Source organism: Rhodococcus sp. AD45-ID (assembly GCF_003023755.1).
Classification (GTDB): Bacteria; Actinomycetota; Actinomycetes; order Mycobacteriales; family Mycobacteriaceae; genus Rhodococcus_F; species Rhodococcus_F globerula.
Genome location: NZ_PYHL01000002.1, coordinates 115,077 through 132,435, shown reverse-complemented (window position 1 = coordinate 132,435; position 17,359 = coordinate 115,077). Strand labels below are relative to the sequence as shown.

Here is a 17,359-nt window from a genome sequence, read left to right as displayed (position 1 = left end):
CAGGCTCTGGCAGGCATGGGATGATCGAACGTATGCCTCCCCTTTCGCCGCTTCCCATCGACCCCATCGAAGAGGCACATCGGCAATGGACCGAGCACGGTTGGAGTGACGTTGCCGACGGGATGGCCGCTGTCACGTCGGTGATGCGGGCGCAGCAGATCATGATGGCGCGAGTCGAGGAAGTGCTCAAACCGCTCGGGTTGACGTTCGCTCGCTACGAGTTGTTGACACTGCTTACCTTTACGAGGTCGGGCGCACTGCCCATGACGAAGGCCAGCGCACGCTTGCAGGTTCACCCCACCAGCGTCACGAATGCGGTGGATCGCCTCGAGAAAGCGCAATTGGTACGACGTGTCCCTCACCCCAGCGATCGTCGTACAACACTCATCGAGATTTCGGATTCCGGCCGAGCACTGGCGCTCGAGGCTACGGAACTGCTGAATGCCAAGGTCTTTGCGAACCCAGGCTTGGAACCGGACAAGCTCACGCAATTAGTGACAATCCTCACTGAATTGCGGAAGACCGCTGGCGATTTCGAGGGGTGAAACCACAACGATCCTGAAGGATTTCACTCGCTGAGCGAGCAGAATCCTTCAGGATCGTGGGGACTTGTCAGCGGTGCTTGAACTCAGCTGACCGCTTCTCGACGAATGCGGCCATGCCTTCCTTCTGATCTTCGGTAGCGAAGGTCGAGTGGAAGACCCGACGCTCGAAGCGGACGCCCTCGGCGAGGGAAGACTCGAAGGAGCGGTTGACCGCTTCCTTGGCCATCATCGCGATCGGCAGGGACATCTCGGCAATCTTGGTTGCCGTCTTCAGTGCGTCGTCGAGCAGATCTGCCGCCGGGACGATGCGAGACACCAGGCCGGCGCGCTCGGCTTCTTCGGCGTCCATGTTGCGTCCGGTGAGGCACATTTCCATGGCCTTTGCCTTGCCTACCGCGCGGGTAAGACGCTGTGAGCCACCGATTCCGGGGATAACTCCGAGCTTGATCTCGGGCTGGCCGAACTTGGCGTTATCCGCTGCGATGATGAAGTCGCAAAGCATCGCGAGTTCGCAACCGCCGCCGAGTGCGTATCCGGCGACAGCGGCGATCAGCGGCTTGCGAGCTGCGGCAACTCGATCCCACGGGGTGAAGAAATCCTCGACGTACGCGTCCATGTACGTCTTGGACTGCATTTCCTTGATGTCGGCGCCGGCGGCAAATGCGCGCTCGGAACCGGTGATCAGAATGGCACCGATGTTGTTGTCCGCTTCGAGGTCGGTTACCGCGGCAACAACCTCGTTCATCAGCTCGGAGTTGAGTGCGTTGAGCGCCTTGGGACGGTTGAGCGTGATGACGCCGACGCGGCCCTTACGCTCGAGAATGATGGTATTGAAGTCGGTCACTGCTGTCCTTCGGTCGAACGGTCTCGGATGTCGTTGATGATGGCAGAGAAGTCCTGACCACCGGCACCCGCGGCATGGTACTGGCTGTAGAGCTCAGCAGCCTTGAGACCGAGTTCGGCGTCAACACCATTGGTACGCAGGGCATTTGCTGCCAGACCGAGATCCTTGTCCATCAACGCGACCGCAAAACCCGGCTGGTAGTCATTGTTGGCCGGGCTGGTAGGCACCGGTCCTGGTACCGGGCAGTTGGACGTGAGCGCCCAGCACTGTCCCGATGCGTTGGACGCGACGTCGAAGAGCGCCTGGTTGCTCAGTCCGAGCTTCTCGCCCAGAACGAATGCTTCGCTGATCGCGATCATCGAGACACCGAGGATCATGTTGTTGCAGATCTTCGCGGCCTGACCGACACCGGCGTCGCCGCAGTGAACGACCTTGCGGCCCATCACGTCCAGCAACGGAGACGCGGCCTGGAAGTCCTCTTCGGATCCGCCGACCATGAATGCGAGGGTTCCGGCGGTTGCGCCGACAACACCACCGGAGACCGGGGCGTCGACGCTACGGTGTCCGGCGGCCTCTGCCCGCTCGTGTGCTTCGCGGGCATCGGCGACGTCGATCGTCGAACAGTCGATGAACAGTGTGCCCGGCTTAGCGACGGGCAGCAGATCGTCGTACAGCCCCAGAACGTGCTTACCGCTCGGCAGCATCGTGATGACGACGTCTGCGTCGCGCACCGCATCGACAGCCGAATCCGCTACCGATGCACCGTCTTTGACCGCCTGCTCGAGGGCTGCCGGCGCCAGGTCGAACCCGACTACCGTGTGTCCGGCCTTGACGAGATTGGCCGCCATCGGTCCACCCATGTGTCCGAGTCCGATAAATCCAATGGTGCTCATTAGTGATGCTCCTTCGGCGGTGATCAGTTGCCTTGCGGTTGAGGGGTGAGGCCGAGTTCCTGCTCGCCGAGGGGCGCAAAATACGCGTCCACGGCGGCTTCGGTGACGTCCGCGAGGGTCGCGGGCAGCCACTGCGGGTTGCGGTCCTTCTCGACCACCTGTGCGCGGATGCCCTCGACGAGATCGTGCGAACTCAGTGACGCCGTCGACACCCGGAACTCCTCGTTCAGAACGTCTTCGAGACTGTCGGCACCCTTGGCGTGACGAAGTGAACGCAACGTGACGGCCAGCGCGATCGGCGACTTACCGAGAATCTGCTCGGCGGCCTTCTCCGCTTCGGGAATTCCACTGGCGCGCAGTCGCTCGACAATCGCGACGACATTGTTTGCCGAGTACGCGGCGTCGATCCAACTCTGCTGTGCCAGTAGTTCCGAAACCGGTGCGGGCTCGGCAAATTGAGCAACGGCCTGCTCTACCGTCGACGAAGCGATCGCCTCGATGAACGTCTCGATGTTCTCGGACGGGATGAAGTGATCCGCGAATCCTGTCGCGATGGCGTCGCCGGCACTCAAGCGTGCCGTGGTGAGCGCGATGTGTGTTCCCAGCTCTCCGGGAGCGCGCGAGAGCAGGTACGTTCCGCCGACGTCGGGGATGAATCCGATTCCGGTCTCGGGCATTCCGATCATGGAACGCTCGGTCACGATGCGGACGTCGCCGTGTGCGGACACTCCGACACCTCCGCCCATGACGATGCCGTCCATGATTGCAATGTACGGCTTCGGGTAGTTCGCGATCTCGGCGTTGAGGATGTACTCGTCGCGCCAGAAGTCGAGCGAACCGGTCTTGCCGTCCTTGGCGTCGTGGTAGATCGAGACGATGTCGCCGCCCGCGCACAGGCCACGTTCGCCTGCACCGGTCAGGACAACGGCCTTGACCTCGTCGTCGGACTTCCAGGCCTCGAGTGCCGCGGCCATCGCCGTCACCATCGAGTGGTTGAGCGCGTTGATCGCCTTGGGACGGTTGAGGGTGATGAGTCCCAGCCCGTCGCGCTTCTCGATCAGAACTTCGTTCTCTTCGGTCATGCTGCTCCCTGCTTTCCCTGCCCTGCGATCACACTGCGAGCGATGACCACACGCATGATCTCGTTGCTGCCTTCGAGGATCTGGTGAACGCGAAGATCGCGAACGATCTTCTCGATCCCGTACTCAGCAAGATAGCCGTACCCGCCGTGAAGCTGTAGCGCCCGGTTGGCCACGTCGAAACCGTTGTCGGTCGCGAAGCGCTTCGCCATCGCGCACAGTTCCACGACATCGGGTGCGCCCTCGTCGAGAGCTGCGGCAGCGCGCCACAGCAGGGTTCGCGCAGCTTCCAGGTCGGTCCGCATATCGGCGAGCTGGAACTGCAGAGCCTGCGATTCGATCAACGCCGAACCGAAAGCCTTGCGGTCCACCAGATATCCGACGGCTTTGTCGAACGCCGCCTGTGCGCCGCCCACCGAGCACGCCGCGATGTTGAGGCGACCGCCGTTGAGGCCCTTCATCGCGATGCGGAATCCGCTGCCTTCTTCGCCGAGCATGTTGGCGGCGGGAACGCGCACGTCCTCCATGATCACCTGACGAGTGGGCTGTGCGTTCCAGCCCATCTTGATCTCGTTGGCACCGAAGGACAGGCCAGGCGAATCCTTCGGCACGATGAACGCCGTGATTCCCTTGGCACCAGCAGATCCGGTTCGGGCCATCACGACGTAGACATCGGAAGTCCCTGCGCCGGAGATGAACTGCTTGACACCGTTGAGGATGTAGTCGTCGCCGTCGCGAACAGCCTTGGTGCTCAAGCCGGCCGCGTCGGAACCTGCACCGGGCTCGGTCAGGCAGTAACTGCCCAACTGATCCATCGAGCAGAGTCCGGGTACCCACTTGTGGCGCTGTTCGTCGTTGCCGAACTGGTCGATCATCCACGTGACCATGTTGTGGATGGAGATGTACGCGGCGATCGACGGATCCCCCTTGGCGAGCTCCTCGAAGATCCGAGCGGCGTCGACGCGGGTCAGTTCACTGCCACCGACATCCTCGCGAATGTAGATCCCGCCCATCCCCAGGGACGCCGCCTTGCGGAGAACGTCCACCGGGAAATGCTTGGTCTGATCCCACTCCACCGCATTCGGTGCCAGATGCTCGGCCGCGAAGTCGCGGGCAGTGTCACGAATCGCCCGCTCGTCATCGGTCAGAGTAAACATGGAAAGTGTTCCGATCAGTTCATCGTGGGGATGACGAAGTGGTTGGTCTCTTCCTTCTTGCCGGAAGGCCAGCGCTGCGTCACCGTCTTGGTCTTGGTGTAGAAACGGAAGGAGTCGGGACCGTGCTGGTTCAGGTCACCGAAGCCGGAGCGCTTCCAGCCACCGAAGGTGTGGTACGCGATCGGGACCGGGATCGGCACGTTGACGCCGACCATGCCGACGTTGACGCGGGCCGTGAAGTCACGCGCGGTGTCGCCGTCACGGGTGAAGATGGAAACGCCGTTGCCGTACTCGTGTTCCGTCGGAAGACGCAGTGCCTCTTCGTAATCGGCAGCGCGCACAACCTGAAGTACGGGTCCGAAGATCTCTTCCTTGTAGATGCGCATATCCGACGTAACGTTGTCGAACAGGGTTGCGCCGGCGAAGAATCCGCCTTCGTGGCCTTCGAGGGTGAAGCCGCGGCCGTCGACGACTGCCGTTGCGCCCTCGTCGATGCCGATCTGCACGTAGTTGTTGACGCGGTCGAGGGCGTCCTGGCAGACGAGGGGACCGAAGTCCACACCTTCGTCGTCACTGCGACCGATCTTCAGCTTCGCGACGCGTTCCTTCAGCTTGGCAACCAGCGCATCTGCCGTCTCTTCGCCGACGGGAACGGCAACGGAGATGGCCATGCAACGCTCACCGGCGCTACCGTACCCGGCACCGATCAGGGCGTCGGCAACCTCGTCGAGGTCGGCGTCCGGCATGACGATCGCGTGGTTCTTGGCGCCACCGAAGCACTGTGCACGCTTGCCGTGAGCTGCGGCGGTCTCGTAGATGTACTGGGCGATCGGCGTGGAGCCGACAAAACCGACAGCCTTGATGCGGTCGTCGGTGAGCAGGACGTCGACAACTTCCTTGTCACCGTTGACCACGTTGAACACGCCAGCAGGCAGTCCGGCTTCGAGGAACAGCTCGGCCAGGCGCAGCGGCACGGAGGGGTCACGCTCGGACGGCTTGAGAATGAAGGCGTTACCTGCGGCGAGGGCCGGGCCGGCCTTCCACAGCGGGATCATCGCGGGGAAGTTGAAGGGCGTGATGCCGGCAACGACGCCCAGCGGCTGACGCATCGAGTACACGTCGATACCCGTGCCTGCGCTCTCGGTGAATTCGCCCTTGAGCAGGTGCGGAGCACCGACGGCAAATTCGATGACCTCGAGGCCACGCTGGATGTCACCCTTGGCGTCGGCGACGGTCTTGCCGTGCTCGGACGAGAGGAGGCGAGCGAGGGAATCCATCTCAGCCTGAGCGAGCTGGAGGAATTTCATGAGCACGCGGGCGCGCTTCTGCGGGTTGAAAGCAGCCCAGACCTTCTGCGCCTCTTCTGCATTGGCGATGATGGCTTCGGTTTCGGCCTTGCTTGCGAGCGGGACGCGCGCCTGAACCTTACCGGTGTTGGGATCGAAGACGTCTGCAAATCGATCGGAAGCTCCGGGAACCCGCTTGCCACCGACGAAGTGCGTCAACTCTTGAACTGCCGCATTGTCAACCATTGTGCTAACCCGTTCCTTGCTCGTTGTGGACTGCCCGAGAAGCAGCGCCGAGTATGTCTACCATCCTATAGTTGGATGTCCATGTATGTCTAGGGCCGAAGCCGCGGACAGCGCAATTTCCCGGTCGGTGACCTCATATCCACCGCTACCACCGCCCGGCCCACCGGAACCTTCGACGATCGCGCGAGCGGACAAGTGGATCGCGTCGACTCCGGTCGCCACAATTGCGGCAATATCGGGAATCCGGACGCCGCCACCGGCCATGATCTGGATCCGCCCCGCGGCATGATCGACCAGGGTCCCCAACTCCGCCAGCCCTTCGGCGCAGGTCGGGGCACCGCCCGACGTCAAGACCCGGGTTACTTCGAGATCCACCAAGATGTCGAGTGCCACATTTCTGTCCGGCACCACGTCGACGGCGCGGTGTGCGGTGACTTCGACAGTTGACGGGTCGATGCAGTCGATGATCGAACGCATCGCGTCGACATCGACCGCGGAGGTTTCGGTCAGAGCGCCGATCACTATCCCGGACGCACCTGCTGCCACTGCGGCGCGTGTGTCACGGCATATCACCACCATCTCGTCGGCAGAGTACACAAATCCACCAGCCCGTGGCCGGATCAGGACATGCACCGGAACACCCACTGCCACAACTGCTTCGATCAATCCGTAGCTGGGGGTGAGACCACCGGTTGCCCCCAGTGCCGCACAGAGTTCAACACGCGCCGCCCCCACGGCGAGTGCGATCTGCGCCCCACGAACATCCTGAACGGCAAGTTCGAGAGCGCTCATGTCAGTACGACTGCCAGGGTGGCTTGTTCTCGAGCGCGTACCGGTAGTAGTCGGCCAGCTTCAACCGCCCGGCAGCAGCTTCGTCGATGACCACCGTGACGTGGCGATGCCACTGCAGGATCGATGCGGGGCAAAATGCCGTCAACGGGCCTTCGACGGCTGCAGCAATCGCGTCGGCCTTGCCTTCGCCGGTCGCGATCATCACCAAATGCCGTGCATCACTGATAGTTCCGAGGCCCTGGGTGAGAACGTGATGAGGAACATCGTCAGGACGCTCGAAGAAACGAGCGTTGTCGATTCGCGTCTGCTCCGTCAACGTCTTGACCCGGGTTCGCGACGACAGAGCGGAACCGGGTTCGTTGAAACCTATGTGTCCGTCGGTGCCGATTCCGAGCAACTGGACGTCCACTCCCCCGGCTTCGGCGATACTACGGTCGTAGCGTTCCACTTCGGCATCGGGAATTACTGCTTCACCGTCTGGGCTGAACACCCGCTCCGGATCCAGATTGACGTGGTCGACGAATTCGGCGCGAATCACCGAATAGTACGACTGCGAATGGCTTTTCGGCAGTCCAAGATACTCGTCGAGCAAGAATGCCTGAGCCTGCGAGAAGTCCAGTCCCGACACCCGGTGACGACGCGCCAGCTCGCGGTACGTCCCGATCGGCGACGAACCTGTTGCGAGCCCAAGCGTCGTAGCACCGCGTCGGACATAGCCTTCGACGATGTCTGCTGCCGTCGAGTCGACCTCCAGCGGGGTAGGCATGATGACAATTTCCATCAGATTTCCTTTCCGGCGGCCCGACCGCCGTGTAGTACGCGCACCGGGCGCAGGTGACGATCGGTGACCAGGATGTCGGCGCGGTAGCCGGCAGTCAGCGATCCATGTGAATCGTGCAGTCCCAGCAGTGTTGCCGGGGTACGAGTGGCAGCGGTGACGGCATCGGCGAGTTCAACTCCGCTGTCGAACACGGTGCTACGCAGCACATCCAGCAGTCGTGCCGTTCCGCCGGCTATGGCCCCGTCCGAACCGTCGGATGTGGCAAGTCTGGCGACGCCACCGCTCACCACCACATCCAGAGCGCCGAGTTGATAGTTTCCGTCGGCCATTCCGGCGGCAGCCATGGAATCACTGACGAGCGTGATCTGATCTGCGCCGACGGTATCGAACACCATGGACACCGTTTCCGGAGCCAGATGCACTCCATCGGCGATCAGTTCCACCACCATCTCTCCTCTCCCGGCGGCCGCGAGGCACGCCGCCACCGGACCCGGCGAACGGTGATGCAACGGCGGCATCCCGTTGAACAGGTGTGTTGCGCTCACCCGACCGCTGCGAGCCGCCTGTCCGATCCGGGTCGACGTAGTCGCCGCATCGGCGTCGGTGTGTCCGAAGCTGGGCAGAATTTCGCGTCGACGCATGACGTCGAGCAGTTTCCCGAAATTCTCCGTCTCCGGTGCCAGAGTCATCGAACGCACGTGCCCGCGGGCCGCGTTGCACACCTCTTCGAGCAGGTCAGGGTCCCCGGAAACTATCGCTGCGGGATCCTGGGCACCACATCGAACACAATTGATAAACGGCCCTTCGAGGTGGATACCCAGAATCTCGCCGTCCTCAACCAGGTCGGCCAACATCGCGGCTTGGCGCATCAGATCCGCACGGGGCGCCGACACCAAACTTGCCAACAGACCGGTCGTCCCGTGCTCACGGTGATGCGACGCGGCCACTCGGGCGCCCGCCGCGTCGGTGTTGGGGAAACCCGCTCCCGCGGCGCCGTGACTGTGGACGTCGATCAGCCCGGGAAGTATCACGCAGTCGGTTGCGTCCGGAACATCAGCGGGATCCGGAACATCAGCTAAGGCATAGTCCTTCGCCGCCCCCACCCAGCTGATCAGCTCACCGTCGACCACAACGATGCCGTCGTCGATGCTCCCGGAGGAACCGCCGACAACGATGCCGCGCAGCACGAGTGACTCGGTCACGAGGAATTCCTGATGCTCGCGACCGCCGCCCTGCCGTCGACCGGCGTTCGGGCATTACGAGCCGCCGACGCCATCTGCAGGCATACCTCGAGATCGAGCGCCGACAGTTCCGCGCGAACGGCCCCGATCGCTGCGACGGACATCGACAGACTCGACACCCCGAGACCGACCAACACCGGCGCCAACAGCGGATCCGACGCCGATTCCCCGCACACACCAACAGGTTTGCCTGCGACGGCTCCGGCCTGACCGACCATCGCGATCAGGTCGAGGACTGCCGGCTGCCACGGGTCGAGCAGGTGTGCGAGGCTGCCCGTCATCCGGTCGACCGCACAGGTGTACTGGCTCAGGTCATTGGTTCCGATACTCAGGAAATCCAGATGTTCGAGGAGATCTCGTGCACGCAGGGCCGCAGCCGGAACCTCGATCATCGCGCCCACCTTGCCGACCCCACGGGATCGGGCGAGTTCCGCGAAGCCCGCAGCTTCATCGGCCGTCGCGACCATCGGTGCCATGACGCGCAAATCCGCGCCGGTTGCATCGGCTGCCGCAACCAGTGCGTCGAGCTGGGTTACCAGAGTGTCCGGATACAGATTTGCCACGCGGAGCCCCCGAATTCCGAGCGCCGGATTCTCCTCGACCCCGAGATCCAGAAAGGGCAACGGTTTGTCGGAACCGGAATCGAGGGTCCGCACCACGACGGCGCTTCCGGCAAAGTGCTCGAAAACAGCTCTGTACGTTGCGGTCTGCTCCGCCACGGAGGGTGCATCGTGGCGACCGAGATACGAGAATTCGGTACGGAACAGGCCAACGCCCTCACAGTCGGCGGCGCCCGCACGTTCGGCATCGGCCACGGTCCCGATGTTTGCCGCCAAGCGCACGGCAAAACCGTCGCGGGTACGTCCGGGACCGCGTGCAGTCGCGGCGCGAGCAGCACGGGCCGATGCTTCCCTGGCGACCTCACTGCACTGCTCGGGGCTCGGATCGATCGTCACCGTCCCGCTCGAACCGTCGAGGATCAGAACAGCGCCCGGGATCAGCCGATCGGTATCCGCGCAGTTCACCACCGCCGGAATGCCGAGCGACTTGGCGAGGATGGCGGTGTGACTGGTTGGCCCGCCCTCTGCGGTGAGCAATCCGACCACGTCGGTGTCGCCGAGCGTTGCCGTGTCGGCGGGCGCCAGATCCCGGGCCACCAGAATGTACGGGTAACCGGGGTTGGGGATTCCTGGCATCGGTTCGCCGCGCAGCACTGCGACCACCCGCTGAGCGAGGTCACGCAGATCTGTTGCCCGCTCGGCCATGTACCCGCCAACCGCGTCGAGCTTGGCGCAGAATCCGTCGAAGGCAACCGTCACCGAATGTGCTGTCGGCAGACCTGATTCGAGGTTCTTCTGCGCCGCGCCGACGATGGCCCGATCCCGTGCCATCGCCGCCGACGTGGTCAGGATGTCCGCGGACACACCGTCGACGGATTCGGCGCGGCGCAGGAGTTCCGCACTGACGGTGTCGAGCGCCGCTCGAATTCTGGCCAGTTCGGACTCCGGCTCGCCGGTGATCGGATCCTGCGCCGAAGTACGTTCGGGCACTGCGAAACTCAACCAGGGTGCGCAGACGACCCCGGCACTGACTCCGAGTGCACTGATCTGGTTCCGCTCGGTGATTGTTGCCGTTGCCATGCGTCAGCGCCCTTCCAGTTCCTTGTCGAGTTTCTTCTCCACTTCTGCGACGAGTGGTGCGTCGGTCCGAGTGTCGCCTTCGGCAGCGAGCGCCATTTCGGCTTCGAGGAGCGCAGCATCAGGCTCACCTGCCGCAACTTCGGCTTCTTCTTCGCGGCCTGGCGTGCGCAGGTTCCACTTCTTGATGACAAAGCTGAAGAGGAAGTAGTAGATGAGCGCGTACGCAAGTCCGATCGGGATGAGCATCCAGGCGTTGGTGGCCTTGCCGAAGTTCAGAACGTAGTCGAAGAAGCCGGCCGAGAAGGTGAATCCGTCGTGGATTCCCAGTGCGTTGACCAACGCCATCGACGTACCGGTCAGAAGCGCGTGGATGACGTACAGCGGCCACGCAACAAACATGAACGAGTATTCGAGGGGCTCGGTGATGCCGGTGAGGAAGGCGGTGAGGCCGGTGGAGAGCATGATGCCGCCGACAAGCTTCTTCTGAGAGGGCTTGGCATTGCGCCAGATGGCAAACGCCGCAGCCGGCAGGGCAAACATCATGATCGGGAAGAATCCGGTCATGAACGTCCCGGCAGTGGGGTCACCGGCAAAGAACCGGTTGAGGTCGCCGCGGATGATCTGACCGCTGGCGTTCTGGTAGTCGCCGATCAGGAACCACACTGCCGAGTTGAGGATGTGATGCAGGCCGGTCGGGATGAGCAGACGGTTGGCTGCGCCGTAGATGCCGCCGCCGACAACGGTATTCGAGGCAACTGCTTCACCGACCCAGTTCAGTCCGGAGTTGAACAGCGGGTACAAGAACGCCATGAGGACGCCGACGAGCAGGCCGGTAACGGCGGTCAGGATCGGAACCAAACGTCGGCCGTTGAAGAATCCGAGGTAGTCGGGCAGTTTTGTTCGATAGAAGCGCTGCCACAGAATTGCGGAGAGTAGACCCATCACGATGCCGGCGAGTACGCCGTAATTGATCAACGACTGATCCCCGTTGGGATCGGTTTTTCCTTCGAGAACGATCGGCGACATGGCCTTGAAGACACCGTCGATCACTATGTACCCGACCACCGCGGCAAGGGCGGTGGATCCGTCTGCCTTCTTGGCCCACCCGATCGCAATGCCGACGGCAAAGATCAGCGGCAGCCACGTGAACACGGCTTGACCGGCAGCGGAAATCACCGTGGCCGCGCTCTCGAGCGGACTGAACCGGCCGAGCAGGTCGTCCTGGCCGAGTCGCAGAAGGATGCCGGCTGCCGGGAGAACGGCAATGGGCAACATCAAACTTCGGCCGAGGCGTTGTACGCCGGCGAAGAACGTTGATTCCTTCTTGGGAGTGTCGTCGAGCGTCATCGTTGACCTTCTCTGCTCGCTGGGCCGCAACGGGTCGGCCTGCTGGTTTAGGTACGCGAAGTGGACACCTCGCCCACCGCGAGGAGCCGGAAAATCGTTTTGCCGAAACTGTTGTGGCGTTGCACCGCTAACGGGTACTGTCCGGTCATAACCAGTTGTAGTTTTGCCTGATGAAGCGCAGATGTCAAGACCGGAATGTGATTTAAGTTACGTGTTGACTCGCGTCCCGCTATCAGCCAGAGTGCTTCACCAGCGACAACAACCGACGCATTTACGACCACACACAGGAGCAGCAATGTCGAAAGCGGAAGCAATCATCAAGGGCCTCGGCGGCGCCGGGAACATCGTCGAAATCGAAGCGTGCATCACCCGCCTGCGCACCGAGGTCAAGGACGGCGCCAAGGTCGACGAAGCCGCTCTCAAGGCCGCAGGCGCGCATGGTGTGCTCAAGGCGGGCTCCGTCGTCCAGGTGATCGTCGGACCCGAGGCCGACATCCTCGCCGAGGACATCGGGGACATCCTGTGACCGTCTCCGTCCTCGCTCCGCTTCCCGGCCGTGTGTGCGCACTTGCCGACGTTCCCGACCCGGTTTTTGCCCAGCAGATGGTCGGATCAGGGGTAGCCCTCGAACCCGCCCGCGACCAGGGCCACCTCACCGTTGTCGCACCCATCGCCGGGAAGATCCTCAAACTCCATCCCCACGCATTCGTCATCTTCGGCGAGAAGGCAACGGGCGTACTGGTTCACATCGGAATCGACACCGTCAAACTCGAAGGCAAGGGCTTCACGCTCATCGCATCCGAGGGCGACACCGTCGCGGCCGGCGACCCTGTCGTCAGCTTCGATCCGGCGTTCATCGATACAACCGGCTACTCGGCAATCTGCCCGGTTGTAGTCATGGACTCCAAACCCGATACCGTCGAATCCCCTTCTGTGGGAGAAGAAGTGAAGACCGGCGACATCTTGTTCGACTGGTCTGCCTGAATACGAGCGAGGCGGGCGCACCCTCGAAAGAGGATGCGCCCGCCTGCTGTTCGGGTTGTGATCAGGCGCGTGTGCCTGCTCGTTCGTTTCCCTGAACTTCCATCTGCAGTTGATAACGATCGGAGCGGTACCAACTGCACGTGTGCTCGATCGGCGCGCCCTCGCTGAAGGAAACACGATCGAAGTACAGAACGGGTGCCCCCTTCTTCGTCCCGAGCAGGGTGGCGATCTCGATGGTTGCACCGTCGGCGCTGACGGTCTGTTCCGCGCGGTCGATCGGCTTGTCGTACTTGTCGGCCGTCGCACGATAGATCGACCCGGTCAGGTCGAGGTCGGTGAGCCCGGGCAATTGCTGCGGGTTGTACCAACCGTCGTCGACGCTCACCGGTTCACCGTCTGCCAAGCGCAGGCGTTTGACGTGGTAGCCCAACGATCCCGGCTCCATTCCGAGCGCCGACGCCGTGGCATCGGGCACGGTGTCTTCCTCGTTGACGAGGACCACAGTGGTGGGAACGTGTCCCTGGGCTCGCATTTCCTCGGTGAACGACGCGAGGTGAAGTTTGGATTGAACCTGGCGGTGAGCGACAAAGGTTCCCTTGCCACGCACGCGCACAAGATATCCGTCGTTGACAAGTTGACCGATCGCCTCACGAACCGTGATTCGGCTGACGCCGTAATCCTGCATCAGGTTTCGCTCACTGGTCATCAGGTCACCCGGCTGCAACTCGCGGGTGCACTTGTGCAGCAAAATGTTTCGCAGTTGCTCGTGTTTGGGTATAGCGCTGTCGCGCAGATGTACGGGCATCACGGCGGCTGCCCCTTTCGTGAAGTGAAAGAATCTATCGTCGACAGGTCCCTACCGGACCTATCCACCTCACGATACTGGAACAGGCACCGGGATCCTAGTGGTTGAGCTCAGGAGTCCAATTGCCGGTAAATTGCCCGCAGTTCGGCGAGCGCGACGTTTTGCTGTGCCACATCCAATCCCAGCGCAGCCACCGAGGCCCGCAACGCGTTCACGTCCAGATCGTCTATCGCAGCCCGGAATTCGACTCGCGGCAATCCTGGCAGAAGGGACGAGTCCCCGAACCAGCTTTCTACGTCGACCGCGATCGTGGTCTCGTCTTCCACTCCCCCGATCAGATCGCTGAGATCGACCCCGCGCAGGATCAGAAGTTGCAGCGGATCGGTATCGATCCGCTCGGCAGTCAGGAAGGCCACGGCCGCAGCATGTTTACACGGCCATCCCTCGTCGGGACAGGTGCAGTCGAATTGGAACGCGCCCGGCCCGTCCGGCAGGAGTTGCGCGGCGAGCATGTCCGGAACCACCCCGGAGACCAGCGAGGCCAATGAGCCTGGGACCCGGCGGAGTTTGGTGATGATGTCGTCGATATCCGTGTTGTCGAGAGTGCTGACTGCGAGAGTGGCGGTGAACGGTTCGAGCTGTGTCCCCCAGGCCTCGCCGGTCACGCGTCCCGGCCGAATATCGAGCGGCAAGACCTTGCCTGTGCGAGCAAAAGTTCGACCTCGCGAGACCCGGCCCTTGTCACCGATCTGCTCGATGACCCGGACAAATGCCTTGCCCCAGAACGTCCGACCGAAAGCGGGGCGAGACTTGATCGGCGCCGCTCGCTTACGCGCGCCGGTGTATTCACTGAAATCGGGACCTCCACGGCGCGGACTCATTCGCCTACCGCGTCGTCACCGAGTCGGAGCAATTCGCCGAGCTGTTCGACGCTCATCTCGGTCACCCAGTTCTCCCCTGTTCCGACGGCCAGCTCGGCCAATTCGCTCTTCGTGTCGATCATCGTGTCGATCCGTTCTTCCAATGTCCCGACACAGACCATCTTGCGGACCTGGACATTTCGATTTTGACCGATACGGAACACACGGTCGGTGGCCTGATTCTCGACCGCGGGATTCCACCACCGATCCATATGGACAACGTGATTCGCGGCGGTCAGATTGAGTCCCGTTCCGCCGGCTTTGAGCGAGAGCACCATGATCGGCGGACCGCCGACACTCTGGAACTCCTCGACCATGGTGTCACGGCCGGCCTTCGACACACCGCCGTGCAGGAACGGGACCCCCGTGCTGAACCGCTCGGACAGGTAGGGCACCACCAGTTCCCCGAACTCGCGGAACTGCGTGAACAGCAACACCTTCTCGTCTTCCGCAGTCACCGATTCGACGATGTCTTCGATCAATCCGAGTTTGCCGGAACGATGCTGACCGCGGCGCATCACCGCAGATCCGTCGCGAAGAAAATGCGCCGGATGGTTACAGACCTGCTTGAGTTTGGTGAGAGCGGAGAGCACTGCGCCTTTGCGCTTCATACCTTCCGTGCCCTTGATCTGGGCCATCATGTCGTCGACTACCGCGCGATAGAGAGCAGCTTGCTCTTCGCTGAGATTTGCGCGGACCGTCATCTCGAGTTTTTCCGGAAGATCGGAGATGACAGCGGGATCGGTTTTGACTCGCCGCAGGACAAACGGTGACGTGACGGCGCGCAGCCGCGAAACGGCAAGTTCGTCCTTCTCGCGTTCGATCGGCACGACAAAGCGTTTGCGGAACATCTGTTCCGAACCGAGCACACCACGGTTGGCAAAGTCGAGGATGGATCGCAGTTCGTCCAACCGGTTTTCCACCGGGGTTCCGGTCAGTGCGACGCGATGTGCCGCCGGGATGCTGCGAGCGGCGCGCGCCTGCGATGTCTTTGCATTCTTGATGTGCTGGGCCTCGTCGAGCACAACGCGGCGCCAATCGAGATCCTTCAGGGCAGCGACGTCACGCGTCATCAACGCGTACGTCGTGATCACCAGATCGTGGTTGCGTACTGCGGCCTCGAGCGCCGCGCCCGTTGCGCGATCGGAACCGTGATGGACGTACACCCGTAGGCTCGGAACAAACCGCGCCGTCTCGCGTTGCCAGTTGCCGACCACCGACATCGGGCACACCAGCAGCGTTGGCGTCGTGGACTTCTCGTGCGCAAGCAGCGCCAACAGTTGGAGCGTCTTTCCCAACCCCATGTCGTCCGCCAACACCGCACCCAATCCGAGAGCGCTCATGTACGCCAACCAGTTGAGTCCTCGCCGCTGATAAGGCCGCAGTACCGCTTTGACTTCTGCCGGAACCGGAACCTCTGCCGGTTCGACCGAATTGTTCAGCAGCGCCGACGCCCACCCCGTTGCCGTCACTTCTTCGACGGGAAGGTCTTTGAGGTCGTCGGCGATCAAGTCTTTGATCAATTCGATGATGGCCCGGTCGCCACTCGCATGGCGCTCGCCGACAAAACGAGCGGCCCGGGCAAGCACCTCCCGGTCAGCTTGGACCCACTCACCGCGCAAGCGAACAAGATCCGATTTCGCGTCGACCAGGCGCGACATTTCTTCCGGCGTGAGCACTTTGTCTCCGAGCGCCAACTCCCAGTCGTATTCCACCAACTGATCCAGGCCGACCGTACGATTCTCGGCAACGATCGGTGAAGACGCCGAGGTGACTTTCACGCGCAACGACGGCGACACGACGCTCCACGCTCGAGGCAGCAGGAGCGTAATTCCCTTCTCCTGCAGGGCGATAGCGCCGTGGCCGACCAGATCCATCACCACAGCTGTCGGCAGTAGAAGGTCCAAGCTGTCGTCGTCGCGCGGCACATCCCGAAAGCGAGGGTAGGCGGCGATAGCTTCCTCGAGCTTTCGGCTACCTACTTGCAGGCGCGCGGCATCGGCACGGTGCAGCCTGATCCGTTCGGGGGCTTCACCTTCCGGCCGAAGGCACACTTGCAGTCGCCAGAGTGCTTCCGCATCGATATCGGCGTTCTCGCTCAGTTCCGGTTCGATCAACCGCAGGACCAAGTCGGGCTCATGTGCGGTGAGAGTGCCGCGCCATTGCGTCAGAGACGACGCAACTCGCAATTCCGCGTTGTCGAATGCGTCGCCGCGCACCAATGCCGCCCACAGCCCGGTCGTGGGAGTGTCGACCGACTCGCCGAGCACTCGGCGAACAACCGAATCGGTCAGTTCGAGAACAACGTCGTCCAAAACGGCTCGAGGTGATCCCACTGCGCGCTGCACCGGGGGCATCGCAACAACCAACTCACCCAGCCACGCGCGCTGACGCTCGTCGATCAGCAGCCGCCAGCGCGGCCACCAACTGCCCTCGGCACGGCCCAGTTCGGGAACAACCCGCCCTGCCCGCACCCAACGCTCGATCCCCCGAACAACGTGGACAAGGTAATGCAGGTCGCCGGCAACCCGGCCGTCCGCAGGTTTGATCCGAAGCAGCAGGTCAACGGCATCACCCGGTGCCAGCGCCACCGCCGCGTACTCACTCTGCAGCGGCCCACCCGGCACGGAAGGCATCGCGATACTTACTCGATGACGGAATTTTCGGTGCAGGACAGCACTGACCGGGTCGCGGGGATCATCGACCCCGGCGCCCTCGTGTCCGTGTACCCACAGTTTGAGCCCCGATCCCGGTGACCAGAGTCCATGCAGCATCCGACCATCCAATCAGGTGCTACCG

16 protein-coding genes are annotated in these 17,359 nt (G+C 62.5%); 3 read left to right on the top strand and 13 right to left on the bottom strand.

The features are described from left to right. The first annotated feature begins 32 nt into the window (after positions 1 to 32). Positions 33 to 545, top strand: a complete 513-nt coding sequence (locus C7T36_RS16770; RefSeq protein WP_033236071.1) for a MarR family winged helix-turn-helix transcriptional regulator — start codon at positions 33 to 35, stop codon at positions 543 to 545. A 67-nt stretch (positions 546 to 612) separates the two neighbouring features. Here the strand turns inward: C7T36_RS16770 and C7T36_RS16765 are convergent, their stop codons facing one another. The 10 genes from C7T36_RS16765 to C7T36_RS16720 are packed head-to-tail and all read right to left on the bottom strand — an operon-like array spanning position 613 to position 11,851. After that, positions 613 to 1,389 (bottom strand): enoyl-CoA hydratase, encoded by a 777-nt coding sequence (locus C7T36_RS16765; protein WP_045071355.1) that lies wholly within the window; start codon positions 1,387 to 1,389, stop codon positions 613 to 615. Next, complete coding sequence (mmsB, locus tag C7T36_RS16760; RefSeq protein ID WP_033236069.1) at positions 1,386 to 2,282, bottom strand: 3-hydroxyisobutyrate dehydrogenase; 897 nt, start codon at positions 2,280 to 2,282, stop codon at positions 1,386 to 1,388. The genes C7T36_RS16765 and mmsB overlap by 4 nt, the downstream gene beginning before the upstream one ends. A gap of 23 nt (positions 2,283 to 2,305) precedes the next feature. Next, on the bottom strand, positions 2,306 to 3,364 hold the full coding sequence (locus C7T36_RS16755) for an enoyl-CoA hydratase/isomerase family protein (RefSeq protein ID WP_045071358.1): 1,059 nt from the start codon (positions 3,362 to 3,364) through the stop codon (positions 2,306 to 2,308). Further along, a complete protein-coding gene (locus C7T36_RS16750) occupies positions 3,361 to 4,518 on the bottom strand; it encodes an isobutyryl-CoA dehydrogenase (RefSeq protein WP_033236067.1) in 1,158 nt (385 codons plus the stop codon). The genes C7T36_RS16755 and C7T36_RS16750 overlap by 4 nt, the downstream gene beginning before the upstream one ends. A gap of 14 nt (positions 4,519 to 4,532) precedes the next feature. Beyond that, positions 4,533 to 6,050 (bottom strand): CoA-acylating methylmalonate-semialdehyde dehydrogenase, encoded by a 1,518-nt coding sequence (locus tag C7T36_RS16745; RefSeq protein WP_033236066.1) that lies wholly within the window; start codon positions 6,048 to 6,050, stop codon positions 4,533 to 4,535. A gap of 57 nt (positions 6,051 to 6,107) precedes the next feature. After that, complete coding sequence (locus C7T36_RS16740; protein ID WP_045071361.1) at positions 6,108 to 6,842, bottom strand: copper homeostasis protein CutC; 735 nt, start codon at positions 6,840 to 6,842, stop codon at positions 6,108 to 6,110. Between the two features lies 1 nt (position 6,843). Continuing rightward, on the bottom strand, positions 6,844 to 7,623 hold the full coding sequence (gene nagB, locus C7T36_RS16735; protein ID WP_045071364.1) for a glucosamine-6-phosphate deaminase: 780 nt from the start codon (positions 7,621 to 7,623) through the stop codon (positions 6,844 to 6,846). After that, positions 7,623 to 8,825 (bottom strand): N-acetylglucosamine-6-phosphate deacetylase, encoded by a 1,203-nt coding sequence (locus C7T36_RS16730; protein WP_045071366.1) that lies wholly within the window; start codon positions 8,823 to 8,825, stop codon positions 7,623 to 7,625. Before C7T36_RS16730 ends, nagB begins: the two co-directional genes overlap by 1 nt. Then, a complete protein-coding gene (gene ptsP, locus C7T36_RS16725) occupies positions 8,822 to 10,504 on the bottom strand; it encodes a phosphoenolpyruvate--protein phosphotransferase (RefSeq protein WP_045071368.1) in 1,683 nt (560 codons plus the stop codon). Before ptsP ends, C7T36_RS16730 begins: the two co-directional genes overlap by 4 nt. Before the next feature lie 3 nt (positions 10,505 to 10,507). Beyond that, positions 10,508 to 11,851, bottom strand: coding sequence for a PTS transporter subunit EIIC (locus tag C7T36_RS16720; protein ID WP_033236061.1), 1,344 nt, complete (start codon positions 11,849 to 11,851; stop codon positions 10,508 to 10,510). Between the two features lie 295 nt (positions 11,852 to 12,146). Between C7T36_RS16720 and C7T36_RS16715 the strand changes: the two genes are divergently transcribed. Together C7T36_RS16715 and C7T36_RS16710 are read left to right on the top strand one after the other, a co-directional pair. Then, positions 12,147 to 12,377, top strand: coding sequence for a glucose PTS transporter subunit EIIB (locus C7T36_RS16715; protein ID WP_045071371.1), 231 nt, complete (start codon positions 12,147 to 12,149; stop codon positions 12,375 to 12,377). After that, entirely contained in the window at positions 12,374 to 12,835 is a 462-nt protein-coding gene (locus C7T36_RS16710; protein WP_045071373.1) for a glucose PTS transporter subunit IIA, read from the top strand. The genes C7T36_RS16715 and C7T36_RS16710 overlap by 4 nt, the downstream gene beginning before the upstream one ends. Before the next feature lie 61 nt (positions 12,836 to 12,896). Here the strand turns inward: C7T36_RS16710 and C7T36_RS16705 are convergent, their stop codons facing one another. The 3 genes from C7T36_RS16705 to C7T36_RS16695 all read right to left on the bottom strand — a co-directional run bounded on the left by C7T36_RS16705 (position 12,897) and on the right by C7T36_RS16695 (position 17,334). After that, positions 12,897 to 13,643 (bottom strand): GntR family transcriptional regulator, encoded by a 747-nt coding sequence (locus C7T36_RS16705; protein WP_045071374.1) that lies wholly within the window; start codon positions 13,641 to 13,643, stop codon positions 12,897 to 12,899. Positions 13,644 to 13,750: 107 nt separating this feature from the next. After that, positions 13,751 to 14,521 (bottom strand): SWIM zinc finger family protein, encoded by a 771-nt coding sequence (locus C7T36_RS16700; protein WP_033236059.1) that lies wholly within the window; start codon positions 14,519 to 14,521, stop codon positions 13,751 to 13,753. Then, positions 14,518 to 17,334 carry a DEAD/DEAH box helicase gene (locus C7T36_RS16695; RefSeq protein WP_045071375.1) on the bottom strand — a complete coding sequence of 939 codons (2,817 nt, stop codon included), beginning with the start codon at positions 17,332 to 17,334 and terminating at the stop codon, positions 14,518 to 14,520. Before C7T36_RS16695 ends, C7T36_RS16700 begins: the two co-directional genes overlap by 4 nt. Between the last annotated feature and the right edge of the window lie 25 nt (positions 17,335 to 17,359).

Coding starts and splice junctions, on each gene's coding strand:
- C7T36_RS16700 (WP_033236059.1), bottom strand. CDS start 14,521: ATGAGTCCGCGCCGTGGAGGTCCCGATTTCAGTGAATACACCGGCGCG.
- C7T36_RS16770 (WP_033236071.1), top strand. CDS start 33: ATGCCTCCCCTTTCGCCGCTTCCCATCGACCCCATCGAAGAGGCACAT.
- C7T36_RS16720 (WP_033236061.1), bottom strand. CDS start 11,851: ATGACGCTCGACGACACTCCCAAGAAGGAATCAACGTTCTTCGCCGGC.
- C7T36_RS16745 (WP_033236066.1), bottom strand. CDS start 6,050: ATGGTTGACAATGCGGCAGTTCAAGAGTTGACGCACTTCGTCGGTGGC.
- ptsP (WP_045071368.1), bottom strand. CDS start 10,504: ATGGCAACGGCAACAATCACCGAGCGGAACCAGATCAGTGCACTCGGA.
- C7T36_RS16695 (WP_045071375.1), bottom strand. CDS start 17,334: ATGCTGCATGGACTCTGGTCACCGGGATCGGGGCTCAAACTGTGGGTA.
- C7T36_RS16755 (WP_045071358.1), bottom strand. CDS start 3,364: ATGACCGAAGAGAACGAAGTTCTGATCGAGAAGCGCGACGGGCTGGGA.
- C7T36_RS16740 (WP_045071361.1), bottom strand. CDS start 6,842: ATGAGCGCTCTCGAACTTGCCGTTCAGGATGTTCGTGGGGCGCAGATC.
- C7T36_RS16750 (WP_033236067.1), bottom strand. CDS start 4,518: ATGTTTACTCTGACCGATGACGAGCGGGCGATTCGTGACACTGCCCGC.
- mmsB (WP_033236069.1), bottom strand. CDS start 2,282: ATGAGCACCATTGGATTTATCGGACTCGGACACATGGGTGGACCGATG.
- nagB (WP_045071364.1), bottom strand. CDS start 7,623: ATGGAAATTGTCATCATGCCTACCCCGCTGGAGGTCGACTCGACGGCA.
- C7T36_RS16715 (WP_045071371.1), top strand. CDS start 12,147: ATGTCGAAAGCGGAAGCAATCATCAAGGGCCTCGGCGGCGCCGGGAAC.